General features: G+C 69.4%; 16 protein-coding genes and 5 tRNA genes. 15 read left to right on the top strand and 6 right to left on the bottom strand.

The genetic code is table 11. The features are described from left to right. Positions 1-91: 91 nt before the first annotated feature. The 5 genes from A8G15_RS17120 (at position 92) to A8G15_RS17140 (ending at position 551) form a co-directional block, all read left to right on the top strand. Positions 92-164, top strand: a tRNA-Gly gene (locus tag A8G15_RS17120). Between the two features lie 25 nt (positions 165-189). Then, positions 190-260, top strand: a tRNA-Cys gene (locus A8G15_RS17125). Position 261: 1 nt separating this feature from the next. Continuing rightward, positions 262-336: transfer RNA gene (locus A8G15_RS17130), tRNA-Val, on the top strand. Positions 337-380: 44 nt separating this feature from the next. Beyond that, positions 381-456, top strand: a tRNA-Gly gene (locus A8G15_RS17135). A 20-nt stretch (positions 457-476) separates the two neighbouring features. Beyond that, a tRNA-Val gene (locus A8G15_RS17140) sits at positions 477-551 on the top strand. A 131-nt stretch (positions 552-682) separates the two neighbouring features. On the opposite strand, the gene A8G15_RS17145 is transcribed toward A8G15_RS17140, so the two are convergent. Next, positions 683-1,213: a 2-isopropylmalate synthase gene (locus A8G15_RS17145; protein ID WP_068162047.1), complete on the bottom strand. Its 531-nt coding sequence runs from the start codon at positions 1,211-1,213 to the stop codon at positions 683-685. A gap of 370 nt (positions 1,214-1,583) precedes the next feature. Here A8G15_RS17145 and A8G15_RS17150 point away from each other — a divergent pair, with 370 nt between their 5' ends. After that, on the top strand, positions 1,584-2,138 hold the full coding sequence (locus A8G15_RS17150) for a GNAT family N-acetyltransferase (RefSeq protein ID WP_068162051.1): 555 nt from the start codon (positions 1,584-1,586) through the stop codon (positions 2,136-2,138). 76 nt (positions 2,139-2,214) lie between these two features. Here A8G15_RS17150 and zapE read toward each other — a convergent pair whose 3' ends face one another. Continuing rightward, complete coding sequence (zapE, locus tag A8G15_RS17155) at positions 2,215-3,228, bottom strand: cell division protein ZapE (protein WP_068162053.1); 1,014 nt, start codon at positions 3,226-3,228, stop codon at positions 2,215-2,217. A gap of 176 nt (positions 3,229-3,404) precedes the next feature. On the opposite strand from zapE, the gene A8G15_RS17160 reads away from it, so the two are divergent. The 4 genes from A8G15_RS17160 (at position 3,405) to A8G15_RS17175 (ending at position 7,760) form a co-directional block, all read left to right on the top strand. Continuing rightward, positions 3,405-4,964 carry an alpha/beta hydrolase gene (locus A8G15_RS17160; protein WP_211270187.1) on the top strand — a complete coding sequence of 520 codons (1,560 nt, stop codon included), beginning with the start codon at positions 3,405-3,407 and terminating at the stop codon, positions 4,962-4,964. A 61-nt stretch (positions 4,965-5,025) separates the two neighbouring features. Then, positions 5,026-6,309 (top strand): glycosyltransferase family 87 protein, encoded by a 1,284-nt coding sequence (locus A8G15_RS17165; protein ID WP_245687878.1) that lies wholly within the window; start codon positions 5,026-5,028, stop codon positions 6,307-6,309. Positions 6,310-6,319: 10 nt separating this feature from the next. Next, positions 6,320-6,748, top strand: coding sequence for a peptide-methionine (R)-S-oxide reductase MsrB (gene msrB / locus A8G15_RS17170; protein ID WP_068162060.1), 429 nt, complete (start codon positions 6,320-6,322; stop codon positions 6,746-6,748). Positions 6,749-6,794: 46 nt separating this feature from the next. After that, positions 6,795-7,760: an L-lactate dehydrogenase gene (locus A8G15_RS17175; RefSeq protein WP_068162063.1), complete on the top strand. Its 966-nt coding sequence runs from the start codon at positions 6,795-6,797 to the stop codon at positions 7,758-7,760. Positions 7,761-7,770: 10 nt separating this feature from the next. Here the strand turns inward: A8G15_RS17175 and A8G15_RS17180 are convergent, their stop codons facing one another. Genes A8G15_RS17180 through hemE form a run of 4 tightly spaced genes read right to left on the bottom strand, consistent with a single transcriptional unit; the run spans position 7,771 to position 13,301 of the window. Beyond that, entirely contained in the window at positions 7,771-10,116 is a 2,346-nt protein-coding gene (locus A8G15_RS17180; protein WP_082899974.1) for a molybdopterin-dependent oxidoreductase, read from the bottom strand. A 7-nt stretch (positions 10,117-10,123) separates the two neighbouring features. Beyond that, entirely contained in the window at positions 10,124-10,819 is a 696-nt protein-coding gene (gene hemQ / locus A8G15_RS17185) for a hydrogen peroxide-dependent heme synthase (RefSeq protein WP_068162066.1), read from the bottom strand. A 5-nt stretch (positions 10,820-10,824) separates the two neighbouring features. Further along, a complete protein-coding gene (locus A8G15_RS17190) occupies positions 10,825-12,207 on the bottom strand; it encodes a protoporphyrinogen oxidase (RefSeq protein WP_068162068.1) in 1,383 nt (460 codons plus the stop codon). Continuing rightward, complete coding sequence (gene hemE / locus A8G15_RS17195; RefSeq protein WP_068162072.1) at positions 12,204-13,301, bottom strand: uroporphyrinogen decarboxylase; 1,098 nt, start codon at positions 13,299-13,301, stop codon at positions 12,204-12,206. Before hemE ends, A8G15_RS17190 begins: the two co-directional genes overlap by 4 nt. Before the next feature lie 141 nt (positions 13,302-13,442). Here hemE and A8G15_RS17200 point away from each other — a divergent pair, with 141 nt between their 5' ends. The 5 genes from A8G15_RS17200 to A8G15_RS17220 all read left to right on the top strand — a co-directional run bounded on the left by A8G15_RS17200 (position 13,443) and on the right by A8G15_RS17220 (position 20,937). Then, positions 13,443-14,018 carry a DUF3000 domain-containing protein gene (locus A8G15_RS17200; protein ID WP_068162075.1) on the top strand — a complete coding sequence of 192 codons (576 nt, stop codon included), beginning with the start codon at positions 13,443-13,445 and terminating at the stop codon, positions 14,016-14,018. A gap of 62 nt (positions 14,019-14,080) precedes the next feature. Beyond that, positions 14,081-15,316, top strand: coding sequence for an HRDC domain-containing protein (locus A8G15_RS17205; protein ID WP_068162077.1), 1,236 nt, complete (start codon positions 14,081-14,083; stop codon positions 15,314-15,316). A 208-nt stretch (positions 15,317-15,524) separates the two neighbouring features. Next, on the top strand, positions 15,525-17,318 hold the full coding sequence (locus A8G15_RS17210) for a thiamine pyrophosphate-requiring protein (protein ID WP_068162082.1): 1,794 nt from the start codon (positions 15,525-15,527) through the stop codon (positions 17,316-17,318). 286 nt (positions 17,319-17,604) lie between these two features. Further along, positions 17,605-18,825, top strand: a complete 1,221-nt coding sequence (locus tag A8G15_RS17215; protein WP_068162085.1) for a thiolase family protein — start codon at positions 17,605-17,607, stop codon at positions 18,823-18,825. Further along, the gene (locus tag A8G15_RS17220) at positions 18,826-20,937 is read left to right on the top strand and encodes a 3-hydroxyacyl-CoA dehydrogenase NAD-binding domain-containing protein (protein WP_068162090.1); all 2,112 of its coding nucleotides are present in this window, start codon (positions 18,826-18,828) and stop codon (positions 20,935-20,937) included. Positions 20,938-20,964: the final 27 nt, after the last annotated feature.

Genomic DNA, 20,964 nt, shown 5'->3' on the forward strand with positions numbered 1-20,964 from the left:
GGCCGTTGACCTGCGGATTTGTGCGTTTCGACGATGGTCGGCTAATGTTCTCAACCGCACCACGGAGAGCACGACGCCGAACGGTGCGAATGCGGATGTAGCGCAGCTGGTAGCGCATCACCTTGCCAAGGTGAGGGTCGCGGGTTCGAATCCCGTCATCCGCTCGAGAGGTTGGACTCGACCTTTTACGGTGGAGTGGCCGAGTGGTGAGGCAACGGCCTGCAAAGCCGTGCACACGGGTTCGATTCCCGTCTCCACCTCGCGCGATTAGCTCAGCGGGAGAGCGCTTCCCTGACACGGAAGAGGTCACTGGTTCAATCCCAGTATCGCGCACCACGATCGACCTGCACGTGGGTCGATCGGTTGAAAATCACGTGCATGCGGATGTAGCGCAGCTGGTAGCGCATCACCTTGCCAAGGTGAGGGTCGCGGGTTCGAATCCCGTCATCCGCTCCACAACCGGCGTTTTCGAGCCGGCGCGATTAGCTCAGCGGGAGAGCGCTTCCCTGACACGGAAGAGGTCACTGGTTCAATCCCAGTATCGCGCACCAGAATACGACGAAGACCCCCTTCACACGAAGGGGGTCTTCGTCGTAGTGCACGGGTATAGGCCGGCAGCGGCCGGACGGCGAGACAGCCGCGAGCGCTGGTTCGCACGCGGCTGCCACCCCGGCCGCGCGGATCAGCGCTCGCCGTACAGACGGTTGATTCCCGCGGTCATCGCGCGCAGCGTGGACTCCGCGGCCGTTGCACCGAGCCCCATGACCCAGCAGCTGCGCTCGTCGTGCGCCTCGCACAACAGGAACGTCGCGTGGCACTCGCCCATGTCCTGCCGGTGGAACGAGCGGATCTCCAGCCGGAACCCGAGCTCGTGGATCATGCCGGTCATTGCCGACACCGGGCCGGTGGCGACGGAGGCGCTGCGGTGGATCGACCCGCCGAGGGTAAACGTCGCCTCGTAGGCGCACAGTCCCCCGGTCAGCGCGGCGGCGCTCCAGCCGCCGAGATGCAGCGGACCGTTCTGCGGGGCGTAGGTCGTCGTGAACTCGTCCCAGGACATGCCGGCGGCATGGGCGCGGAGCGCGAGCGGCAGGGCGCGACCGTAGCGAGCTGCGAACGGGTCGAGCGAGGAGAGGCGATCCGTCTCGGTGCACGAACCGAAGGAACGGGCAGCGGAGCGACGATCGGAAGCGAGAGAAGTGAAGGCGTTCATCGAAGGAGGTCTTCCACGAGAAGGAAGGACCGACAGGTAGCTCAACGACCCGCAGCGAGGGGTCGGTCCGAATCAGACCCCGCTACGGCGGTGAACTACGAGTACGCGCTTCATGACACGTCACAGTAAAGCGTCGGACGAGGAAAGGCAACCGGGCAACGTCGGGGATACGTGATCGAAACGTGACCGCCCGAAGTGGAACCTGAGGAACCCCTCATGTATTGTCGGTGATGCCATCCCCCCCGATGGTAGATGAACCCCAGCCATGACCCCCCATCCAAGGCTGGGGTTCAGCCATTTCCGGAGCAGGTCGAGTCGGGGCAGGTCGAGGCGCCGCCCACCAGCACCGAGCGGGTGGTCTACTGGATCCATGTCCATGCCTTCAGTCGAAGAATCCGCCGTCTCCGTTGCCCGGGCCGGTATCTGGGACACCGAAACCCTCGCCGACGTCGCGGCCACCACGTTCCCGCTCGCATGCCCTCCCGGGGCGAACCGGGACGACATCGCGGCGTTCATCGCCCGGACCCTCTCGGCGGAACGCTTCGGCGAGTACCTGACCGATCCGACACGGATCGTGCTCAAGGCGAGCGTCGGTGGCGAGATCGTCGGCTACCTCATGGCGATCGACGCACCTCCCGCCGACCCTGACGTGGCGGCGATGATCACGGCGACACCGGCCGTGGAGATCAGCAAGCTGTACGTGCTGCCCGGCCGCCACGGCACCGGTGTTTCGGCGGCACTGATGGCCGCGATCGTCGAGCACGCCGCAGAGACGGGCCGGGCAGGGCTGTGGCTCGGAGTGAACCAGGAGAACGAACGCGCCCGGCGCTTCTACACCAAGCAGGGATTCCGGACGGTCGGCACGCGCTCGTTCCAGGTGGGCACACAGACGCACCAGGACTTCGTCATGCAACGCGAACTGTGAGATCGGGAGTCCGCCGACCCCTCGGATACACGCGGGAGGTCGGTGGACACCGGCGGGCCGGTGCGGCGCTCCCCCGTCAGCTGGCGGCGACCTCGAAACGCGAGAGGGCCAGCAGACGCGACGTCGCACGCAGGTACTTCTTGCGGTAGCCGCCGGCCAGCATCTCCGGCGTGAAGATCTCGTCCAGCTTCGCCCCGGCCACCGTGACCGGGATGCTGGCGTCGTACAGGCGGTCGGCGAGCACCACCAGACGCAACGCGACGGACTGGTCCTGCGCCGGATGCACGCCGTTGAGGAACACCGCCGTCACGCCCTCGATGAGCTTGCCGTAGCGCGACGGGTGCAGGGTGCTCAGGTGCGCGCACAGCTCGTCGAAGTCGTCGAGCGTGGAACCGGGGACCGCCTCGGCGCGTTCGATCAGTTCCTCGGCCGCGATCGGCTCCGGCGCGGGCGGCAGGTCGCGGTGCCGGTAGTCCGGGCCGTCGACGCGCAGCGTCTCGAAGATCGACGAGAGCTTCTTGATCTCGCGGAGGAAGTCCTGGGCAGCGAACCGTCCCTCACCGAGCTGGCCGGGAAGTGTGTTGGAGGTCGCGACGATCGACACTCCACGTGCCGACAGCTCGGTCAGCAGGCGCGAGACCAGCATCGTGTCGCCCGGATCGTCGAGTTCGAACTCGTCGATGCACAGCACGCTGTGGGTGGAAAGCTCCTCGACGGCCTTGTTGAAACCGAGCGCACCGACCACGTGCGTCAGTTCGACGAACGTGCCGAATGCCTTGGGCGAGGGTGCGCTGTGGAAGATCGACGCCAGCAGGTGGGTCTTACCGACACCGAACCCGCCGTCGAGGTACAGGCCTGCGCCAGTGGACGGCGCCTTGCGGCCGAAGAGGCCGCGCTTGCCGCCGCGGATCTTGCCGACCTTGCCGACGAACTCCTCGGCAGCGCGGACCGCCGCGGCCTGGCTCGGCTGGTTCGGGTCGGGGATGTACGAAGCGAAACTCACCTCGTCGAACATCGCGGGCGGCACGAGCTGTGCAACCAATTGTTCGGCCGGCACCACGGGACTGCGATCGACGAGACGTTCCTGCATTCCTCCAGGGTAGAGGCGGGTGATGAGGCCATACCTACACCAGCGGCGGAATGCGACCTACTTCACATCCCCGTCACCCGATCGTCACCTCGTGAGAGTACTCGCGTCACATCGGCGCGTATGGTCCGCGCGGACCGGTGCGCACCCGGATCGCGGTGACCTGGCAGGCTGTCGGCATGCGCAGAACCGGTGTGCTCGCGGTCTCACTCGTCGCACTCGCGTCGACGGTCGCAGCCTGCGGAACGGGACCTTCGGCACGACCCGACGTCGCGGTGGTTCAGGACGTCGGGGACGGCGCCGTGCCCGCAACCGAGGAGGAGGACGCCGCCGCACCCGAACTACCCGTTCCCGAGCAGGACCTGGCGTGGCGCGACTGCACCGCGGATACCCTGTCGGCGCAGAGGCTCCCGGCCGGCCCGACCGGGCTGATCCTCGAGTGCGCCGAGATCACCGCTCCTATCGACGAGGCCGGAACGGTCCCGGGGACGTTCCCGCTCGGGGTGCTGCGGGCACGCGTGCCGCAGACGCCGACCGAGGCAGCTCCGCTCGTGCTCACCACCGGATCGAACATGCCGTCCGGGACCGCGCTCGCCGCCCTCGCCACCGGCCCGATGTCCGGTGTGCTCGCCACACGGTCGATCGTCGCGGTCGACCGTCGCGGGATCGGCGCGTCGCAGCCCATCGACTGCGTCTTCCCCGCCGACCTCCGCGCGCTCGGCGATCTGGGCCAGTTCGGCCGCACCGGCGACGGACCGACCCGGGTCGCCGAACTCGGCCGCCAGGCCACCATCGCGTGCACCGATTATCTGCAGCCGCAGGAGCTGATGTTCGGTGCGGCCCATGCCGCCGACGACCTCGAGCAGTTGCGGCTGGCCTGGAACGTGGAACGGATCGGCCTCCTCGGTATCGGCAACGGCGCGACCATCGCGCTGGCGTATGCCGCCGAGCACCCGGAGAACGTCGGCCGGCTGATCCTCGATTCGCCCGCCGCCGCCACCGCGGACGCCGAACTTCTCGCGGAGAGCCGGGCACGCGGCGCCGAAGCCGCGGTCGATGCGTTCGCCCGCCAGTGTGTGGCGCTGGAGTGCTCGCTCGGCGCCGACCCTCGTGCCGTCCTCGAGGAACTGCACGCGAAGGCGGCGAGCGGGGAGCTCGCACCGTTGTCGTCGAACGCGTTGCTGACCGCTCTCACCGGCTTCCTCGGCAGCCCCCGGGCCGATCTGCAGTCCCGGGTCCGGGAACTGTCCGATGCGCTGGCCGCTGCCCGTGACGGCGACGTGATGCCGCTGCTCGAACTCGTCGACCCCGCCGAGGCGCAGCTGGCGTCGGCAGGCCAGTTCGTGTCCCGATGCAGCGACACGCAGCGCCGGCCCACCCCCACCCGTGCGCTGGAGCTGCAGCAGACCTGGGGTTCGAGCTACCCGCTGTTCGGCGCCGACACCGCGACCGGACTGACGGCGTGCTCGGCATGGCCGAGCATGCCGGCGCCGCCGCTGCCGGACGGGGTGGACGTGCCGGTGCTCGTCTTCGGGGCGCCCGCCGACCCGATCGTCGGCAGCGGCGGTCTCGAATCGGTGACCGGAGCCCTCACCGCGGTGGGTGCCCGATGGGCCGTCGTGTCCTGGCAGGGCGCCGGTTATTCGGCGACCCTGCATTCGACGTGCGCGCAGGCCCGGGTGGCGGCGTATCTGGAGACCGGCGATCTGCCGCCGAACGGCAGCCTGTGTCCGGCCTGAGCGCAGGGGCGCGTCGGGGCGGGTCGATCACGAGGCGGTCGCTCCGGTGTACCGTGCCGTAGTGTTCCTCAGTCGTCTCGAGCCCCGCACCGCCCGCACCACCGTGGAGGTGGTCAAGTGCGTTGTGTGGCCGTTGGCCGTTCTCACGGTGCTCCATCGTGTCGTGATCAAGGCCGTCAACGGCTTCCGGACCGACGACTTCGCACCTGTCTACAACGCGGCGCTGGCGTTCCTCAACCGGCAGCCGGTGTACACGGCGAATTTCAAGTGGGTCGATCCGCACTACCTGTATCCGCCGTCGGGCACGTTGCTGATCTCGCCGATCGCCGTGATCGATCCCGAACGCTCCCGCTGGTTGTTCATCCTCGCCAACGCGATCGCCGTGCTCGTCGCCCTGTACCTGCTGCTGCGCATGTTCGGCTACGGCCTCGACTCGGTGATCGCGCCGATCCTCGTGCTCGGCGCGTTCACCTCCGAGACGGTGACGAACACGCTGGTCTTCACCAACATCAACGGGCTCGTGTTGCTCGGCGAGATCGCGTTCCTGACATTGCTGCTCAAACGTCGTGATCTGTGGGCCGGGGCGGCTCTCGGCCTGACCTTCGCGGTGAAGCCCGTCCTGGCACCGTTGTTGTTCCTTCCGCTGGTTCGCGGGCAGTGGAAGGTGTTCGTCACGGCAGTCGGGGTTCCCGTCGCTCTCATGGCGATCGCGTGGCCGCTGTCTGTCGACGCCTGGCAGTTCGTCGAGCACACGACGCCGTACCTCCTCGAGGCCCGCGACTACTTCAACAGCGCCATCGTCGGCAACGGCATGTACTACGGCCTGCCGGCATGGCTCGTCCTGGGGCTCCGCGCCGTCCTCGGGGTCATGGTGCTGGTGTCGCTGTGGCTGCTGTACCGCTACTGCCGCCAGGACGAACTGTTCTTCGTCGGCACCGCGACCGGTGTGTTGCTGACCGCGTCGTTCCTGCTCGGTTCGCTCGGCCAGATGTACTACTCGATGATGCTGTTCCCCCTGCTGATGACGGTGGTGCTGCCGAATTCGGTGATGCGGAACTGGCCGGCCTGGCTGGCTGTGTACGGCTTCCTCAGCTACGACAGTTGGCTGTCGGCCCGCTGGCCGGAGATGGGCCGGGCCGCCGAGTACATGAAGACGACGTTCGGATGGTCGTTGCTGCTCATCGTCGTGTTCGCGGTGCTGGTCGACCGGTACCTCGCCGCGCGCCGCGAGGGGCGGCTCGATGCGGGGATCGAACCGGCGTTCCTACTGCCGAAGGAGCCCGTCGCCGCCGGCGAACCCGAGGAACCCGGGGAGCGCGTGGCCGCACCCGCCGTCCGCGACTAGCCTCGGCGGCATGACTTCCACCCCCCGTCCGGAACCCGCCCCCAAGGTCGAACGCAGCGACGACGAATGGCGCGCGCTCCTGTCCCCCGAGGAGTTCGCAGTGCTGCGTCGGGCCGGCACCGAACGCCCGTTCGTCGGCGAGTACACCGACACCGAGACCGAAGGTGTCTACCAGTGCCGGGCCTGCGGGACCGAGTTGTTCCGCAGCAGCGAGAAGTTCCATTCCCATTGCGGATGGCCGTCGTTCTTCGACCCGGCCGATTCCGACGCGGTGATCCTGCGGCCCGACGATTCGCTGGGCATGCGCCGGGTCGAGGTGCTGTGCGCGTCGTGTCACAGCCACCTCGGGCACGTGTTCGAGGGCGAGGGCTATCCGACGCCGACCGATCAGCGATACTGCATCAACTCGATCTCCCTGCGCCTCGTCCCGAAGGCGTGACGGCCTTCCGGCTGCGGAATCCCCTCGCAGCCGGGAGGATCGGGGCATGGCCGATCACAGTGCGGGCAGATCGAAGGTGAAGTTGTCGATCGTGGGCGCGGGCGCTGTCGGCACCGCGATCGCGTACGCGTGCCTGATCCGCGGTTCGGCCGGGGCCCTGGCGTTGTTCGACACCGACGCCGACAAGGTCGGCGCCGAGGTTCTCGACCTCAATCACGGCACCCAGTTCGCACCGCCGTGCCGGATCGGGGGTGGCGCCGACCTCGATGTCACCACCGGCTCGGACATGATCGTCGTGACCGCCGGTGCCAAACAGAGGCCCGGGCAGTCCCGGCTGGATCTCGCAGCGTCGAACGTCGCCCTCGTGCAGTCACTGACGCCCGCGCTGCTCGAGCGGTCCCCCGACGCGGTCGTGCTGTTCGTCAGCAATCCCGTGGACATCGTCACCCACGCCGCGATCACCGCGACCGGTGCACCTCCCGGGCGCATCTTCGGGTCGGGCACCGTGCTCGATTCCGGTCGTCTGCGTTTCCTGATCGCCGATCGCGCGGGAGTGGCGGTGGAGAACGTGCACGCCGTCGTCGTCGGTGAGCACGGCGACTCGGAGATCACGCTGTGGTCGGGCGTGACGATCGGCGGGGTGCCCGCCGACGTATTCGTCGCCGAGGACGGGGCAACCTTCGACGCCGCGACCCGCGCGGAGATCTCGCAGCAGGTGGTGCACAGCGCCTACGAGATCATCCGCGGCAAGGGCGCGACGAATCTGGCGATCGGGTTGTCCACGGCCCGCATCGTCGAGTCGGTATTGCGGGATCAGCACCGGGTGCTGCCGGTGTCGACCCTGCAGAGCGGAACCGGGGATTCCGCCGGGGTGTGCCTGTCACTGCCGACCGTCGTCGACGGTCGCGGCGCGGGCAGGGTCCTCGAGGTGCCGATGTCGGACGAGGAACGCGCCGGCCTGCGGGAGTCGGCGCGGACGTTGCGGGAGGTCCAGGCCACTCTCGAAGGCTGACTACGCAGGCTCAGCGCGCGCCGACCACGGGCGGGTCGTATGCGCGGATCGGTGGCAGTTCGCCCTCGAACCGTTCGATCTCCACCAGCACGTGCTGGCCGGTGCATCCCCGGGCCAGCGACGACGTGCCGACATCCGGCGTCAGCACGTTCGGATTGCCGTGCACGCACATCGAGTCCGGGTCCGACGGGTCGAGAGGGTCGTACCAGGCACCCGTCGACAGCTGCACGACATCCGGGAGCATCCCGTCGTCGAGCACCACACCGGCCAGGCACGCACCGCGATCGTTGAACACCCGCGCGATGTCGCCGCCGCCCAGGCCGCGCGCCGCAGCCGCCTCCGGGTGCATCCGCAGCGGTTCGCGCCCCCGGATCTTCGACGCCTGGCTGGTGGCGCCGTGGTCGAGCTGGCTGTGCAGCCGCGTGCGCGGCTGGTTCGCGATCAGGTGCAGCGGGAACTTCTGCGCCCGCGCGCCGCCGAGCCACTCCTCCGGTTCGTACCAGGTGGGATGCCCCGCGCAGTCGGCGTAGCCGAATCCGTCGATGTCGGCCGAAAAGATCTCGATGCGCCCGCTGGGTGTGCGGAGCGGATGGGTGTCCGGATCGTCGCGGAAGTCCTGGAACAGCGTCAGACCGTCCTCGGTCCGCATCCGCACGTGCCCGCGCCGCCAGAACTCGTCGAATTCCGGTGCGTCTCCACCGTCGGCGAGGACGAAGCCGCGCCACTGCTCGTACAGGTGCTCGAGCCACTGACGAGCAGTGCGGTTCTCGGTGAACTGCGGACCGAACCCCAGCCGGTGCGCGAGCGCGGCGAACGTGTCGTAGTCGTCGCGGGCCTGCGCATAGCGGGGAGTCGCGGCCTGCATGGCGACCAGCAGCGGATCGTTCCGGGTGCACGAGAGGTCCTCGCGTTCGAACGACGTGGTCGACGGCACGACGATGTCGGCGTGCTTGGCCATCGGCGTCCAGTACGGATCGTGCACGACGATCGTGTCGGGCCTGGCCAGTGCCCGTTTCAGCCGGCCGAGGTCCTGGTGATGATGGAACGGGTTGCCCCCGGCCCAGTACACGAGCCGGATGTCGGGAAAGGTGCGGCGCTGCCCGTCGAAGTCGTACTGCTCCCCCGGCCGCAGCAGCAGGTCGGAGATCGCGGCGACCGGGATGGCCTCGTCGACCGGGTTCTGGCCCTGGAACAGCGTCGGCAGCGGATACGGCACCGGCGCCAGGCCGGGTTCGTTCATCGAACCGTAGCCGTGGCCGAATCCACCGCCGGGAACACCGATCTGGCCGAGCATCGCGGCGAGCGTCACGCCCGCCCAGGGCGCCTGCTCACCGTGCCGGACCCGCTGCAGCGACCACGTGACGGTGACCAGCGTGCGTCCGGCCGCCATGCGGCGGGCGAGGTCGGCGAGATCACCGGCGGGCAGACCGGACAGTTCCGCCGCCCACTCCGGGGTCTTCGGGACGCCGTCGGTGCGGCCGAGCAGATAGTCCTCGAACTTGTCGTAACCGGTGCAATAGCGGTCGAGGAACGTGCGATCGGCGAGGTCCTCGGTCGCGAGGACGTACGCGAGGGCCAGCATGATCGCGACATCGGTGCCGGGACGCGGGGCCAGCCACTCGGCGGCGCCGTGCAGATCGTCGCGCAGCGGGCTGATCGACACGATGCGTCCGCCCCGGGCCCGCAGCCGGTCCAGCGCATCGCGGGTCGGATGGTTGCTGGTGCCGCCGTCGTTGACCGCGGTGTTCTTCAGTGGCACCCCGCCGAAGCACACCATCAGTTCGGTCTCGCGGGCGATGACGTCCCAATTGGTGGAGCGCGCGAACAATTTCCAGTGGGCGCCCACGACGCGGGGCATGATGACACCGGTCGCGCCCAGCGAATAGCTGTGCACGGACCGGGTGTAGCCGCCCAGCATCTTCAGGAACCGGTGCACCTGGCTCTGCGCGTGGTGGAACCGGCCAGGGGACGACCAGCCGTAGGAACCACCGAAGATCGCGCGGTTGCCGTGGGTGTCGACGACGCGCCGCAGTTCGCCGGAGAGCAATTCGGTGAGCTCGTCCCACGACACCGCGACGAATTCGTCGCTGCCGCGGCTGCTGCTCGGCCCCGGTCCGTTCTCGAGCCAGCCGCGCCGCACGGCGGGACCGGTGATGCGGGACCGGTGCCGCACCGAGCCGGGCAGGTTGCCGAGAATCGCCGACGGGTCGCGGTCCCCCGGGTACGGGTGCACCGCGGTGACCTCCCCGTTCGCCGCCTCCGCCTCGTACATCCCCCAGTGGGAGATGTGTGAATACCTGACCCGCGGGATGTGCGGGTGCGGCTGACGATTCGTTTCGGCTTCCTGCTCCGGCATCCCCATGTCAGGGCAGCGCGTTGATCAACCGGTCGGCGTCGATGCGCGGGCCGGTGAAGAACGGGATCTCGAGACGCACGTGGTAGCGCGCCTCGGTCGCGCGCAGATCACGCATGAGGTCGACGATGCGGTCGAGTTCCGGGGCCTCGAAGGCGAGGATCCACTCGTAGTCGCCGAGCGCGAACGCCGGCACCGTGTTCGCCCGCACGTCCGGGTAGCCGCGGCCGGCCTTGCCGTGCTCGGCGAGGATCCGGCGCCGGTCCTCGTCGGGCAGCAGGTACCACTCGTAGGACCGCACGAACGGGTACACGCAGATGTAGTTGCCCGGGTCCTCGCCGGCGATGAACGCGGGGACGTGGCTCTTGTTGAATTCCGCGGGGCGGTGCAGCGCCACGTTCGACCACACCGGGTTGCTCGCCCGGCCGACGATCGTCGAACGACGGAACTCCGCGTAGAACTTCTGCAGATCCTCGATGCGTTCGGCGTGCGTCCAGATCATGAAGTCGGCGTCGGCACGCATGCCGGCGATGTCGTAGATTCCGCGCACCACGACATCGGTGTTCTCGTACGCCGCGAGGAACTTCTGCAGGTCCTCGAGCGCTTCGCTGCGATCGTCGCCGAGCACGCCCGGCCGCACCTGGAACACCGACCACATCGCGTAGCGGAGGGTCGAATTGAGCTTGTCGAAATCGAGACGTGCCATGCTTCTCATCCTGCCATTCGTGTTGTGAGCCGTGCTGCGGCCTTTGTGCCCGATCCGACGCACGCCGGCACGCCGACACCGTGCAGCATCGCGCCGGCCACTTCGATGCCGTCGAGGTCCGCGACCGCGGCCTCGAGTGCCGCGACGATCTCGTCATGTCCGGCGCGGTACTGCGGCAGGCCGCCGTGCCAGCGCTGCACGAACGCGGCTACCGGTTCCGCGGTCACGCCGGTGACGGTCGCGAGGTCGGTGCGGGCCAGTGCGATCAGGTGGTCGTCGTCGGCGTCGACGAGCGCGGCATCCCCGAACCGCCCGAACGACGCCCGGGCCAGTTCCACGTCGCGTTCGGCCAGGTGCGGCCACTTGCGGCTCGACAGCGTGAACGCCTTCGCCGACAGATCCTCACCGGTTGCGACGAGGATCCCGGAATTGCGGGGCAGCCCCGAGTCCCGGGGCAGCGCGAGCGCCACGACCACCGACGACGCGAGCGGAATCCGTTCCGCGTCGGCGGCCGCGGCCGGTGCCACGTCGGCGAGCAGTGCCGCGGCCTGGGGAGCCGGTACCGCGAGCACGACGCCGTCGACCTCCCCGACCGGGTCGATCGACCATCGGTGGCCGGCGCGGCGCAGCGCGGAGGCGGGCGTGCCGGCGTGGATCTCGGCGGCGGCGGCCCGCTCGAGGGCGTCGAGCAGCACACCGTAGCCGTCGCGGAGGGTCCCGAAGACCGGCGCGGTCGACGGGGGCGGCAACGCCCGGCGAACGGCCTCGCTCAGGTTCGGCGCACCGGCGTCGAGTGCCGCGGCGAGCGTGGGGAGAGTCGCCCGCACACCGGCTGTGTCGGACAGCCCGGAGTACACCCCGCCGAGGAGCGGATCCACGCTGCGCCGCACCACCTGATCCCCGAACCGTGTCCCGACGAGTTCGGCGACCGAGATGTCGCCGCCGCGTTCCCAGTGCAACGGCACGTCCGGTTCCGCGGCGATCCGGTCCAGCGTGGCGGAGTCGACGAGCCCGGCCAACGCCTGCGCATCGGCGGGGATGCCCATCAGGGTGCCGACCGGCATCGGATGCAGTTCTGCGCCGGCGTAGATCAGCGGTCGTGCGCCGGCCGGGTGCACCGTCTGGTCGGCCAGACCCAGTTCGTCGAGCAGCGCCGGCATCTCGGGTCGCCGGCCGATGAACGCCTCGGCGCCCACGTCGACGGGCCCGCCCGCGAAGGGGACGGTGCGCAGTTTCCCGCCGAGCCGGTCCGACTGTTCCAGGATCACGATCCGGGCGTCGGCGCCGAGGCTCGTCCGCAGCCGATATGCGGCAACGAGGCCGGTGACACCACCGCCGATGATCGCAACGGTCGGCCCGCCGACGGCGACGACGGTCGGGGTGCTCACAGCGAGTGCACCAGCTCGACGACGCGGGTCAGCACGGCGGGATCGGTGTCCGGCAGCACGCCGTGGCCGAGGTTGAAGATGTGCCCGGTGGCGCCGGCGGCGCGGGCACGATCCGCTTCGGCGGCGATCCGGCGTACCTCGCGCTCGACGACCTCCCATCCGGCGAACAGGATCGCCGGATCCAGATTGCCCTGCAGGCCCTTGCCCGGGCCGACGCGCCCCGCCGCGACGTCGAGCGGGATCCGCCAGTCGACGCCCACGACGTCGGCGCCGGCCTCGCCCATCGCGCCGAGCAGTTCACCGGTACCGACCCCGAAGTGGATGCGCGGCACACCGGCCGCCTCGATCTCGGCGAGGACCCGCTGCGAGTGCGGCAGCACGTATTCGCGGTAGTCGGCGAGCGAGAGCGCTCCGGCCCAGGAATCGAACAACTGGATCGCGTCGACCCCCGCGTGGAGCTGGGCCTGCAGGAACGCGATGGTGATGTCGGCCAGCCGGCCGAGCAGCGCGTGCCAGGTGGCCGGATCGGAGTGCATGAGTGCCTTGGTGCGCTCGTGGTTGCGGCTCGGCCCGCCCTCCACGAGATACGAGGCGAGGGTGAACGGCGCTCCGGCGAACCCGATCAGCGGGGTCTCACCGAGCTCGCGGGTGAGCAGTCCCACCGCACTCGCAACGGCACCGACCTCCCCGGCCTCGAGGGTGGGCAGTGCAGCGACGTCCGCGGCGGACCGGATCGGGTGCGCGACGACCGGACCCGTCCCGGCGACGATGTCGAGGTCGATGCCGGCCGCCTTGAGGGGCACGACGATGTCGGAGAAGAGGATCGCAGCGTCGACCTTGTGGCGACGGACGGGCTGGAGGGTGATCTCACACACCAGTTCGGGTCGGAAGCAGGATTCGAGCATGCCGATACCGGCGCGGATCTCCCGGTATTCGGGCAGGGACCGGCCGGCCTGGCGCATGAACCACACGGGCCGGTGGGTGGGCTCGGCGCCGCGCGCCGCGGCGAGCAACGGTGCCGTGCCGAGCCGGCGTCGGCTCGGGTACTCCGCGGGGGTGGTGGAGCCGACGTTCGTGTCTTCCAGGCCGGTCATCGATCCTCGTCTTCCAGGAGCATGGTTCGGTACCCGCCACGGCGGGCACGGGATGGTGCCCATGCTGCCACGCCACCGTCGGCCGCCGGAATCGGCGCGCCTCCCGCGTGCCGTGCGTCACCGGCACTAACGTCCGCTGTCGTGACCACCTCGCCCGCAGAACCCGCCCAGTTCCGCGCCGCGATCGAAGCGATGAACGCGGCGACGGTGCGCCCGGAGATCGAGGTCGGTCCGATCCGGCCGCCCCAACGACTCGCACCGTTCAGCTTCGCGCTGGGCGCCGAGGTGCTGCACGACGAGTCGGGACCGGTGCCGGAGGAGTCCGAAGGCGACGCGTTCGGGCGGTTGATCCTGTTGCACGATCCGGCCGGGGACGAGGCCTGGGACGGCACGATGCGGCTGGTGGCCTACATCCAGGCGGACGTGGACGCGACCCTCGCGTCCGATCCACTGCTGCCGGAGGTGGCGTGGAGCTGGCTCGTCGATGCGCTCGACGCGCACGGGCAGCCCTTGACCGCTCTCGGCGGTACCGTCACGTCCACGAGTTCGGTGCGGTTCGGCGACATCGCCGGTCCCGCACGCGCTCACCAGCTGGAATTGCGGGCGTCGTGGACCCCGCTGTCCGGGGAGTTGGGTCCGCACGTGGAGGCGTTCTGCGAGGTCCTCGCGTATGCGGCGGGTCTTCCCCCTGCCGGTGTGGTGCGTCTGCAGCACTGATCCGCGGGCACCGGTCCCGGTGTCGGCATTCCGCCGATCCGGATCGGTCTAGAGTCCATTTCATGTCGGTAGCAGAAGAAAACGAGTCCGTGCGGACCCCCGTTCCCCTGCTCTCCCCCCGCGGCGGTGTCCCGGAGGTGATCACCACCGCGGACGGTGTCGGCGCCGCCGCGGCTGCGCTGGCCGCGGGAACGGGGCCTCTCGCCGTCGACGCCGAACGTGCCTCCGGTTACCGCTATTCGTCGCGCGCCTATCTGATCCAGCTGCGCCGCGCCGGTGCCGGAACAGTGCTGATCGATCCGATTCCCACCGCCGGTGCGCTCGCACCGCTGGCCGATGCCGTCAACGGACTCGAATGGGTTCTGCACTCCGCGGACCAGGACCTGCCGTGCCTGGCGGACGTGGGGTTGCATCCGGAGTCGGTGTACGACACGGAACTGGCCGGCCGGCTCGCCGGGTTCGAGCGGGTCGGGCTCGCCGCGATCGTCGAACGCATGCTCGGGCTCGAGCTGCGCAAGGGCCACGGCGCGGCCGACTGGTCGACGCGCCCGTTGCCCGAGTCGTGGCTGAACTACGCGGCACTCGACGTGGAGATCCTCGTCGATCTGCGGGACGCGATGGCCGGTGAACTCGATCGGCAGGGAAAGTCGCAGTGGGCCGCCGAGGAGTTCGAGCACGTCCGTTCCGCGGGGCCACCGGCGCCGAAACCGGACCGGTGGCGGCGCACGTCGAAGATCCACACCGTGAAGGATCCGCGGCGCCTCGCGATCGTGCGGGAACTGTGGACCACCCGGGACGAGATGGCCGCACGCCGCGATGTGGCTCCGGGGCGGGTGCTCCGCGATTCTGCGATCATCGCGGCTGCGGAGGCCGCGCCGCGCAGTCCCGAGGAACTGCGTGCCCTGCCGGTGTTCGGTGGGCCGCGGCAACGACGGTTGTCCCGGGTGTGGCTGTCCGCGATCGAACGTGCCCGGGCGCTGCCCAAGTCGGAACTGCCGCCGCTCACGCAGCCGTTCACCGGTCCCCCGCCGGCGAACCGGTGGGCGCGCCATCATCCGGAGGCGGCGGCTCGCCTCACCGCCGCCCGTACGGAGATGACCGCGATCAGCGAGGCCGTGCAGGTTCCGGTCGAGAATCTGGTCAGCCCGGAACTCGTGCGGCGGTTGTGCTGGGACTGGGATCCGGCGCCCGGTGCCGATGTGACCGGCTACATCGCGACGCGGTTCGCCGACGGTGGAGCCCGCTCGTGGCAGCGTGAACTCGTGGCACCGAGACTGGCGAAGATCCTGGCGGCCTGACCGGGACGGGCGGTGTCTCAGCGCAGGCGCCGACCGATCCCGATCGCTGCCGCTCCGGCCGCGAGGCGGCCTCGGCGCCACCGAGCACGCCGTGGTCCCGGGAGGCCCGGACCGGCGGTCTTCACCGCGCCTTGAATAGACGCGTCGCAGCGGGGAACCCGTACCGAGTCCGATGACGGTCCGGCGATCCGCGAGGAGGACTCCTCCGATGTCCAGCCAGAAAGTTTCCGACTATCTGCTCGAACGTCTGCGCGCGTGGGGTGTCGAGCACGTCTTCGCCTACGCCGGGGACGGCATCAACGGCATCCTCGCCGCGTGGGGACGCGCCGACGACGACCCGCAGTTCGTCCAGTCCCGGCACGAGGAGATGAGCGCGTTCGAGGCCGTCGGCTACGCGAAGTTCACCGATCGGGTCGGGGTGTGCATGGCGACCTCCGGGCCCGGCGCGATTCACCTGCTCAACGGCCTGTACGACGCCAAACTCGATCACGTGCCGGTGGTCGCGATCGTCGGGCAGACCAACCGCAGCGCGATGGGCGGGTCGTACCAGCAGGAAGTGGATCTGCTCAGCCTGTACAAGGACGTCGCCTCCGACTACGTGCAGATGGTGACGGTGCCCGAGCAGTTGCCGAACGTCCTCGACCGGGCGTTCCGGGTCGCACTGACCCGGCGCGCCCCGACCGCCCTGATCATCCCGGCCGACGTGCAGGAGCTCGACTACTCCCCGCCTGCCCACGCGTTCAAGATGGTCCCGTCCAGCGTCGGATTCGACCGTCCGGCCGTGGACCCGGACGCCGATGCCGTGGCCCGCGCCGCCGAGGTGCTCAATGCCGGCACGAAGGTCGCGATGCTGGTGGGGCAGGGCGCACGCGGGGCGCACGACGAAATCGAGCAGGTCGCCGATCTGCTGGGCGCGGGTACGGCGAAAGCGCTCCTCGGCAAGGACGTGCTCTCCGACGAACTGCCCTGGGTGACCGGCGCGATCGGGTTGCTCGGCACCCGCCCGAGCTACGAGATGATGCGCGACTGCGACACCCTCCTCACCATCGGTTCGAGCTTCCCGTACACCCAGTTCCTCCCCGGTCTCGAGCAGGCCCGCGCGGTGCAGATCGACATCGACGGCAGCATGATCGGCATGCGCTATCCGTACGAGGTCAATATCGTCTCGGACGCGAAAAGTGCTCTGCGCGCGCTCATTCCGCATCTGCGACGCCGAGAGGACCGGTCGTGGCGGGAGAAGATCGAATCCGATGTCGCCCGGTGGTGGGAGACGATGGACAAACAGGCCGCGGTGGACGCCCACCCGATCAACCCGCTGCGCATGTTCGCCGAGGCGTCGACCCGGCTGCCCGACGATGCGATCGTCACGGCGGACTCGGGATCGGCGGCGAACTGGTATGCCCGGCAACTGAAGTTCCGGCCGGGGATGCGCGGATCGCTGTCCGGGACCCTCGCGACGATGGGGCCGGGGGTGCCCTACGGAATCGGCGCCAAGTTCGCGCATCCGGACCGGCCCGTGATCGTCTTCGCCGGCGACGGGGCGATGCAGATGAACGGCCTCGCCGAGTTGATCACCGTCAAGCGGTACTGGCAGCGGTGGGACGATCCGAGGCTGATCGTGGCGGTGCTGCACAACAACGACCTGAACCAGGTGACGTGGGAGATGCGGGCGATGTCGGGCGCACCGAAGTTCGTGGAATCGCAGACGCTTCCGGACGTCGACTACGCGGCCTTCGCCGCCGGTCTCGGCCTCGACGGCGTCACCGTCACAGCCCCGGACGAACTGGCCTGGGCGTGGGAGACGGCTCTGTCGGCGGACCGCCCGACCCTCCTGGACGTGCACACCGACCCGAACATGCCTCCCATCCCGCCGCACGCGACCTGGGATCAGTTCAAGTCCGCCGCAGCCTCGGTCCTACAGGGCGACGAGGACGCGTGGGGTTTCGTCAAGACGGGGCTCGCGACCAAGGTTCAGGAGATGTTGCCCCACGAGAACGGGTGAGCCCGTGACCTGCTGCCGTGCGTGACGGGGCGGCATGCCGCGCAGGTGCCGGCTCCGCAGTGTCGCGGCACCACCTGATGCTCGGCCGTCTCGAGTGGGACACGTGATCGACACCATGGCATCACAAGCGCGCAACAGCGGCGCCCGCCGTCGGCGGAGGTGATAAGTTACCCGTCGGTAATGACGGGTAGGCTCATCACCAGACGGATCGTCCACGGTCCGGAACCGACCCGCTCGTCGCGCACAGTGACGAGACGAGAGCATCGCTCCATCAGGAGGAACCAGCGTGGCTCCAACCACCTCAACGCAACGCAGTGTCGTCTTCGTCGACGGCATCCGCACCCCGTTCGGCAAGGCCGGGGCGAAGGGCATCTACGCGGAGACCCGCGCCGACGACCTGGTCGTCAAGGCGATCCGCGAGCTGCTGCGCCGCAACCCGCAGCTGCCGCCGGAGCGCGTCGACGAGGTCGCCATCGCGGCCACCACGCAGACCGGCGACCAGGGCCTGACCATCGGCCGCACCTCGGCGATCCTCGCGGGGCTGCCCGAGACGGTCCCAGGCTTCGCGATCGACCGAATGTGCGCCGGCGCGATGACCGCCGTGACCACCACGGCGTCGGGCATCGGCTTCGGCCAGTACGACGTCGTCATCGCCGGTGGCGTCGAGCACATGGGCCGCCACCCGATGGGTGAGGGCGCCGACCCGAATCCGCGATTCCTCGCCGACAAGCTCGTCGACCCGTCCGCACTGGTCATGGGCAACACCGCCGAGAATCTGCACGACCGGTTCCCGTCGATCACCAAGGACCGCACCGACGCCTACGCCGTCGCGTCGCAGAACAAGTACGACGCCGCGAAGAAGGCCGGCTTCATCGCCGACACCCTCACCCCCGTGGCCACCCGCTCCGCCGCCGGCTGGGGCCTGGCCACCGAGGACGAGCCGCCGCGCCCCGGCACCACCGTCGAGGACCTCGCGCAGCTCAAGACTCCCTTCCGCACCGCGGGCCGGATCACCGCCGGTAACGCCGCCGGTCTCAACGACGGCGCCACCGCGTGCATCCTCGCCGGTGAGGACACCGCCGCCGAGCTGGGGTTGCCGGTCGGCATGCGCATGGTCGGCTTCGCGTTCCAGGGTGTCGATCCCGCCGTCATGGGCATCGGCCCGGTCCCCGCGACCGAGAAGTTGCTGGCCCGCACCGGCCTGAAGATCGAGGACATCGGCCTGTTCGAGATCAACGAGGCGTTCGCCGTGCAGGTGCTCGCGTTCCTCGAGCACTTCGGCATCGCCGACGACGACCCGCGCGTCAACCAGTGGGGCGGCGCCATCGCGTGCGGCCATCCCCTCGCCTCCTCGGGCGTGCGCCTGATGACCCAGCTCTCCCGCCAGTTCGCGCAGAACCCGGACGTGCGCTACGGCCTGACCACCATGTGCATCGGACTGGGCATGGGCGGCACCGTCATCTGGGAGAACCCCAACCACGCCGACTACCGGGCGGGAGACAAGTAAATGACCGCAATTATCGACGCATTCGCCGACGAGGTCGTCACCAACGCGTACACGAAGCTGGTGTCGGTACCCGGCATCGAGGGTCGCGTCGCGCTGATCACCCTCGACAACGGCTTCGACCACACCAAGCCGAACTCGTTCGGGCCGCGAGGCCTGGCCGCATTCGACGCCGCGCTCGACGAGGCCTTCGCCGCGAACCCCGCCGCGATCGCCGTCACGGGCAAGCCGTTCATCTTCGCCGCCGGCGCCGACCTCAAGGGCGTCCCGTCGGTCACCACCCGCGAGCAGGGCCTCGAGCTCGGCAGGCTCGGCCACAAGGTGTTCGGCCGGCTGCGCACCTCGGAGATCCCCACATTCGCGTTCGTCAACGGGCTCGCCCTCGGTGGCGGCCTCGAGGTCGGCCTGCACTGCCACTACCGCACCGTCGCCGACAACGTTCCGGCTCTCGGCCTGCCCGAGACGATGCTCGGTCTGGTACCGGCGTGGGGCGGCACCCAGTTGCTGCCCAACATCATCGGCCCGGACAACGCGGTCACGCTCATCCTGGAGAATCCGCTCAACAACGGCCGCACCATCAAGGCGAAGCAGGCCGCGGACCTCGGCTACGCGGACATCGTCCTCGGCTCGGCGGACTTCCTCGAGCAGTCGCTGCTGTGGGCCGCGAAGGTGCTTGCAGGTGACGTCACCCCGGCCCGCCCGGAGATCGATCGCGGCGCCGGCTGGGACGCGGCAGTCGGCCGGGCGAAGGCACTCGTCGCCGGCAAGACCCGCGGATTCGCGCCCGCCCCGAACCGCGCGATCGAGCTGCTCGAGACCGCCCGCGGCACCGACATCTCCGACGCGGCGTCGCTCGCGGCCGGATTCGCGGCCGAGGACGAGGCCCTCGCCGAACTGCTGATGTCCGACGAGCTGCGTGCCGGCCTCTACTCGTTCGATCTGGTCAACAAGCGCGCCAAGCGCCCGGCCGGCGCCCCGGACAAGTCGCTGGCCCGCAAGATCACCGGCGTCGGCATCGTCGGCGCCGGTCTGATGGCCAGCCAGCTCGCGCTGCTGTTCGTCAAGCAGCTGAAGGTCCCGGTGATCCTCACCGACATCGACCAGGAACGCATCGACAAGGGTGTCGGCTACGTCCACACCGAGATCGGCAAGCTGCAGGCGAAAGGTCGCCTGTCTCCGGATGCCGCGAACCGCCTCGAGGCGCTGGTGACCGGTTCGCTCGACAAGGCCGCGTTCGCGAAGACCGACTTCGTCATCGAGGCCGTCTTCGAGAACATGGACGTCAAGAAGAACGTGTTCGCCGAGCTCGAGCAGCACGTCACCCCCGAGACGATCCTGGCGACCAACACCTCGTCGTTGTCGATCACGGAGATGGCCTCGGATCTGCAGCATCCGGAGCGGGTCGTCGGCTTCCACTTCTTCAACCCGGTCGCGGTCCTGCCGCTGCTCGAGATCATCAAGGGCGACAGGACCGACGACGCCACCCTCGCGACGGCCTTCGCGACCGCCAAGTCGCTGAAGAAGTCGGCGGTGCTGTGCGGCGACAAGCCGGGCTTCGTGTTCAACCGCCTCGTCACCCGCACGCTCGGCGAGGTCATCTCGGCGGTCGACGAGGGCACCCCGTTCGACGTCGCGGACAACGCGGTTGCCCCGCTCGGTATGCCGATGAGCCCGTTCACGCTGCTCGCGCTCGTCGGTCCGGCGATCGCGCTTCACACGGGTGAGACGCTGCAGGCCTCGTACCCGGATCGGTTCACCCCGTCCGCCGGTCTGTCGGCTCTCGTCGAGGCCAGGAAGCCCGGCGTGTGGACCTACGGCGAGAACGGCCAGGCCGTCGACCCCGAAGTCGCCGCACTGTGGCCGCAGGGTGACAAGCCCTCCACCGCCGAGGAGGTGCTCGAGCGCACCCGCCGCGCGTTCGCCGAGGAGATCCGCATCATGCTCGAGGAGGGTGTGGTCGCTGCCCCTGAGGACATCGACCTGTGCCTGATCCTCGGGGGCGGTTTCGCGTTCTGGAACGGTGGCATCACCCCGTACCTGGATCGCACCGGGGTCTCGGAAGCGGTGAACGGCAAGCGATTCCTGGAACCGGGAGTCGCCGACGTCCCACGCTGATCACGTCTCGCTCCGCGACGGCGCATC

It is taken from the genome of Rhodococcus phenolicus, from assembly GCF_001646785.1.
Lineage (GTDB): Bacteria > Actinomycetota > Actinomycetes > Mycobacteriales > Mycobacteriaceae > Rhodococcus > Rhodococcus phenolicus.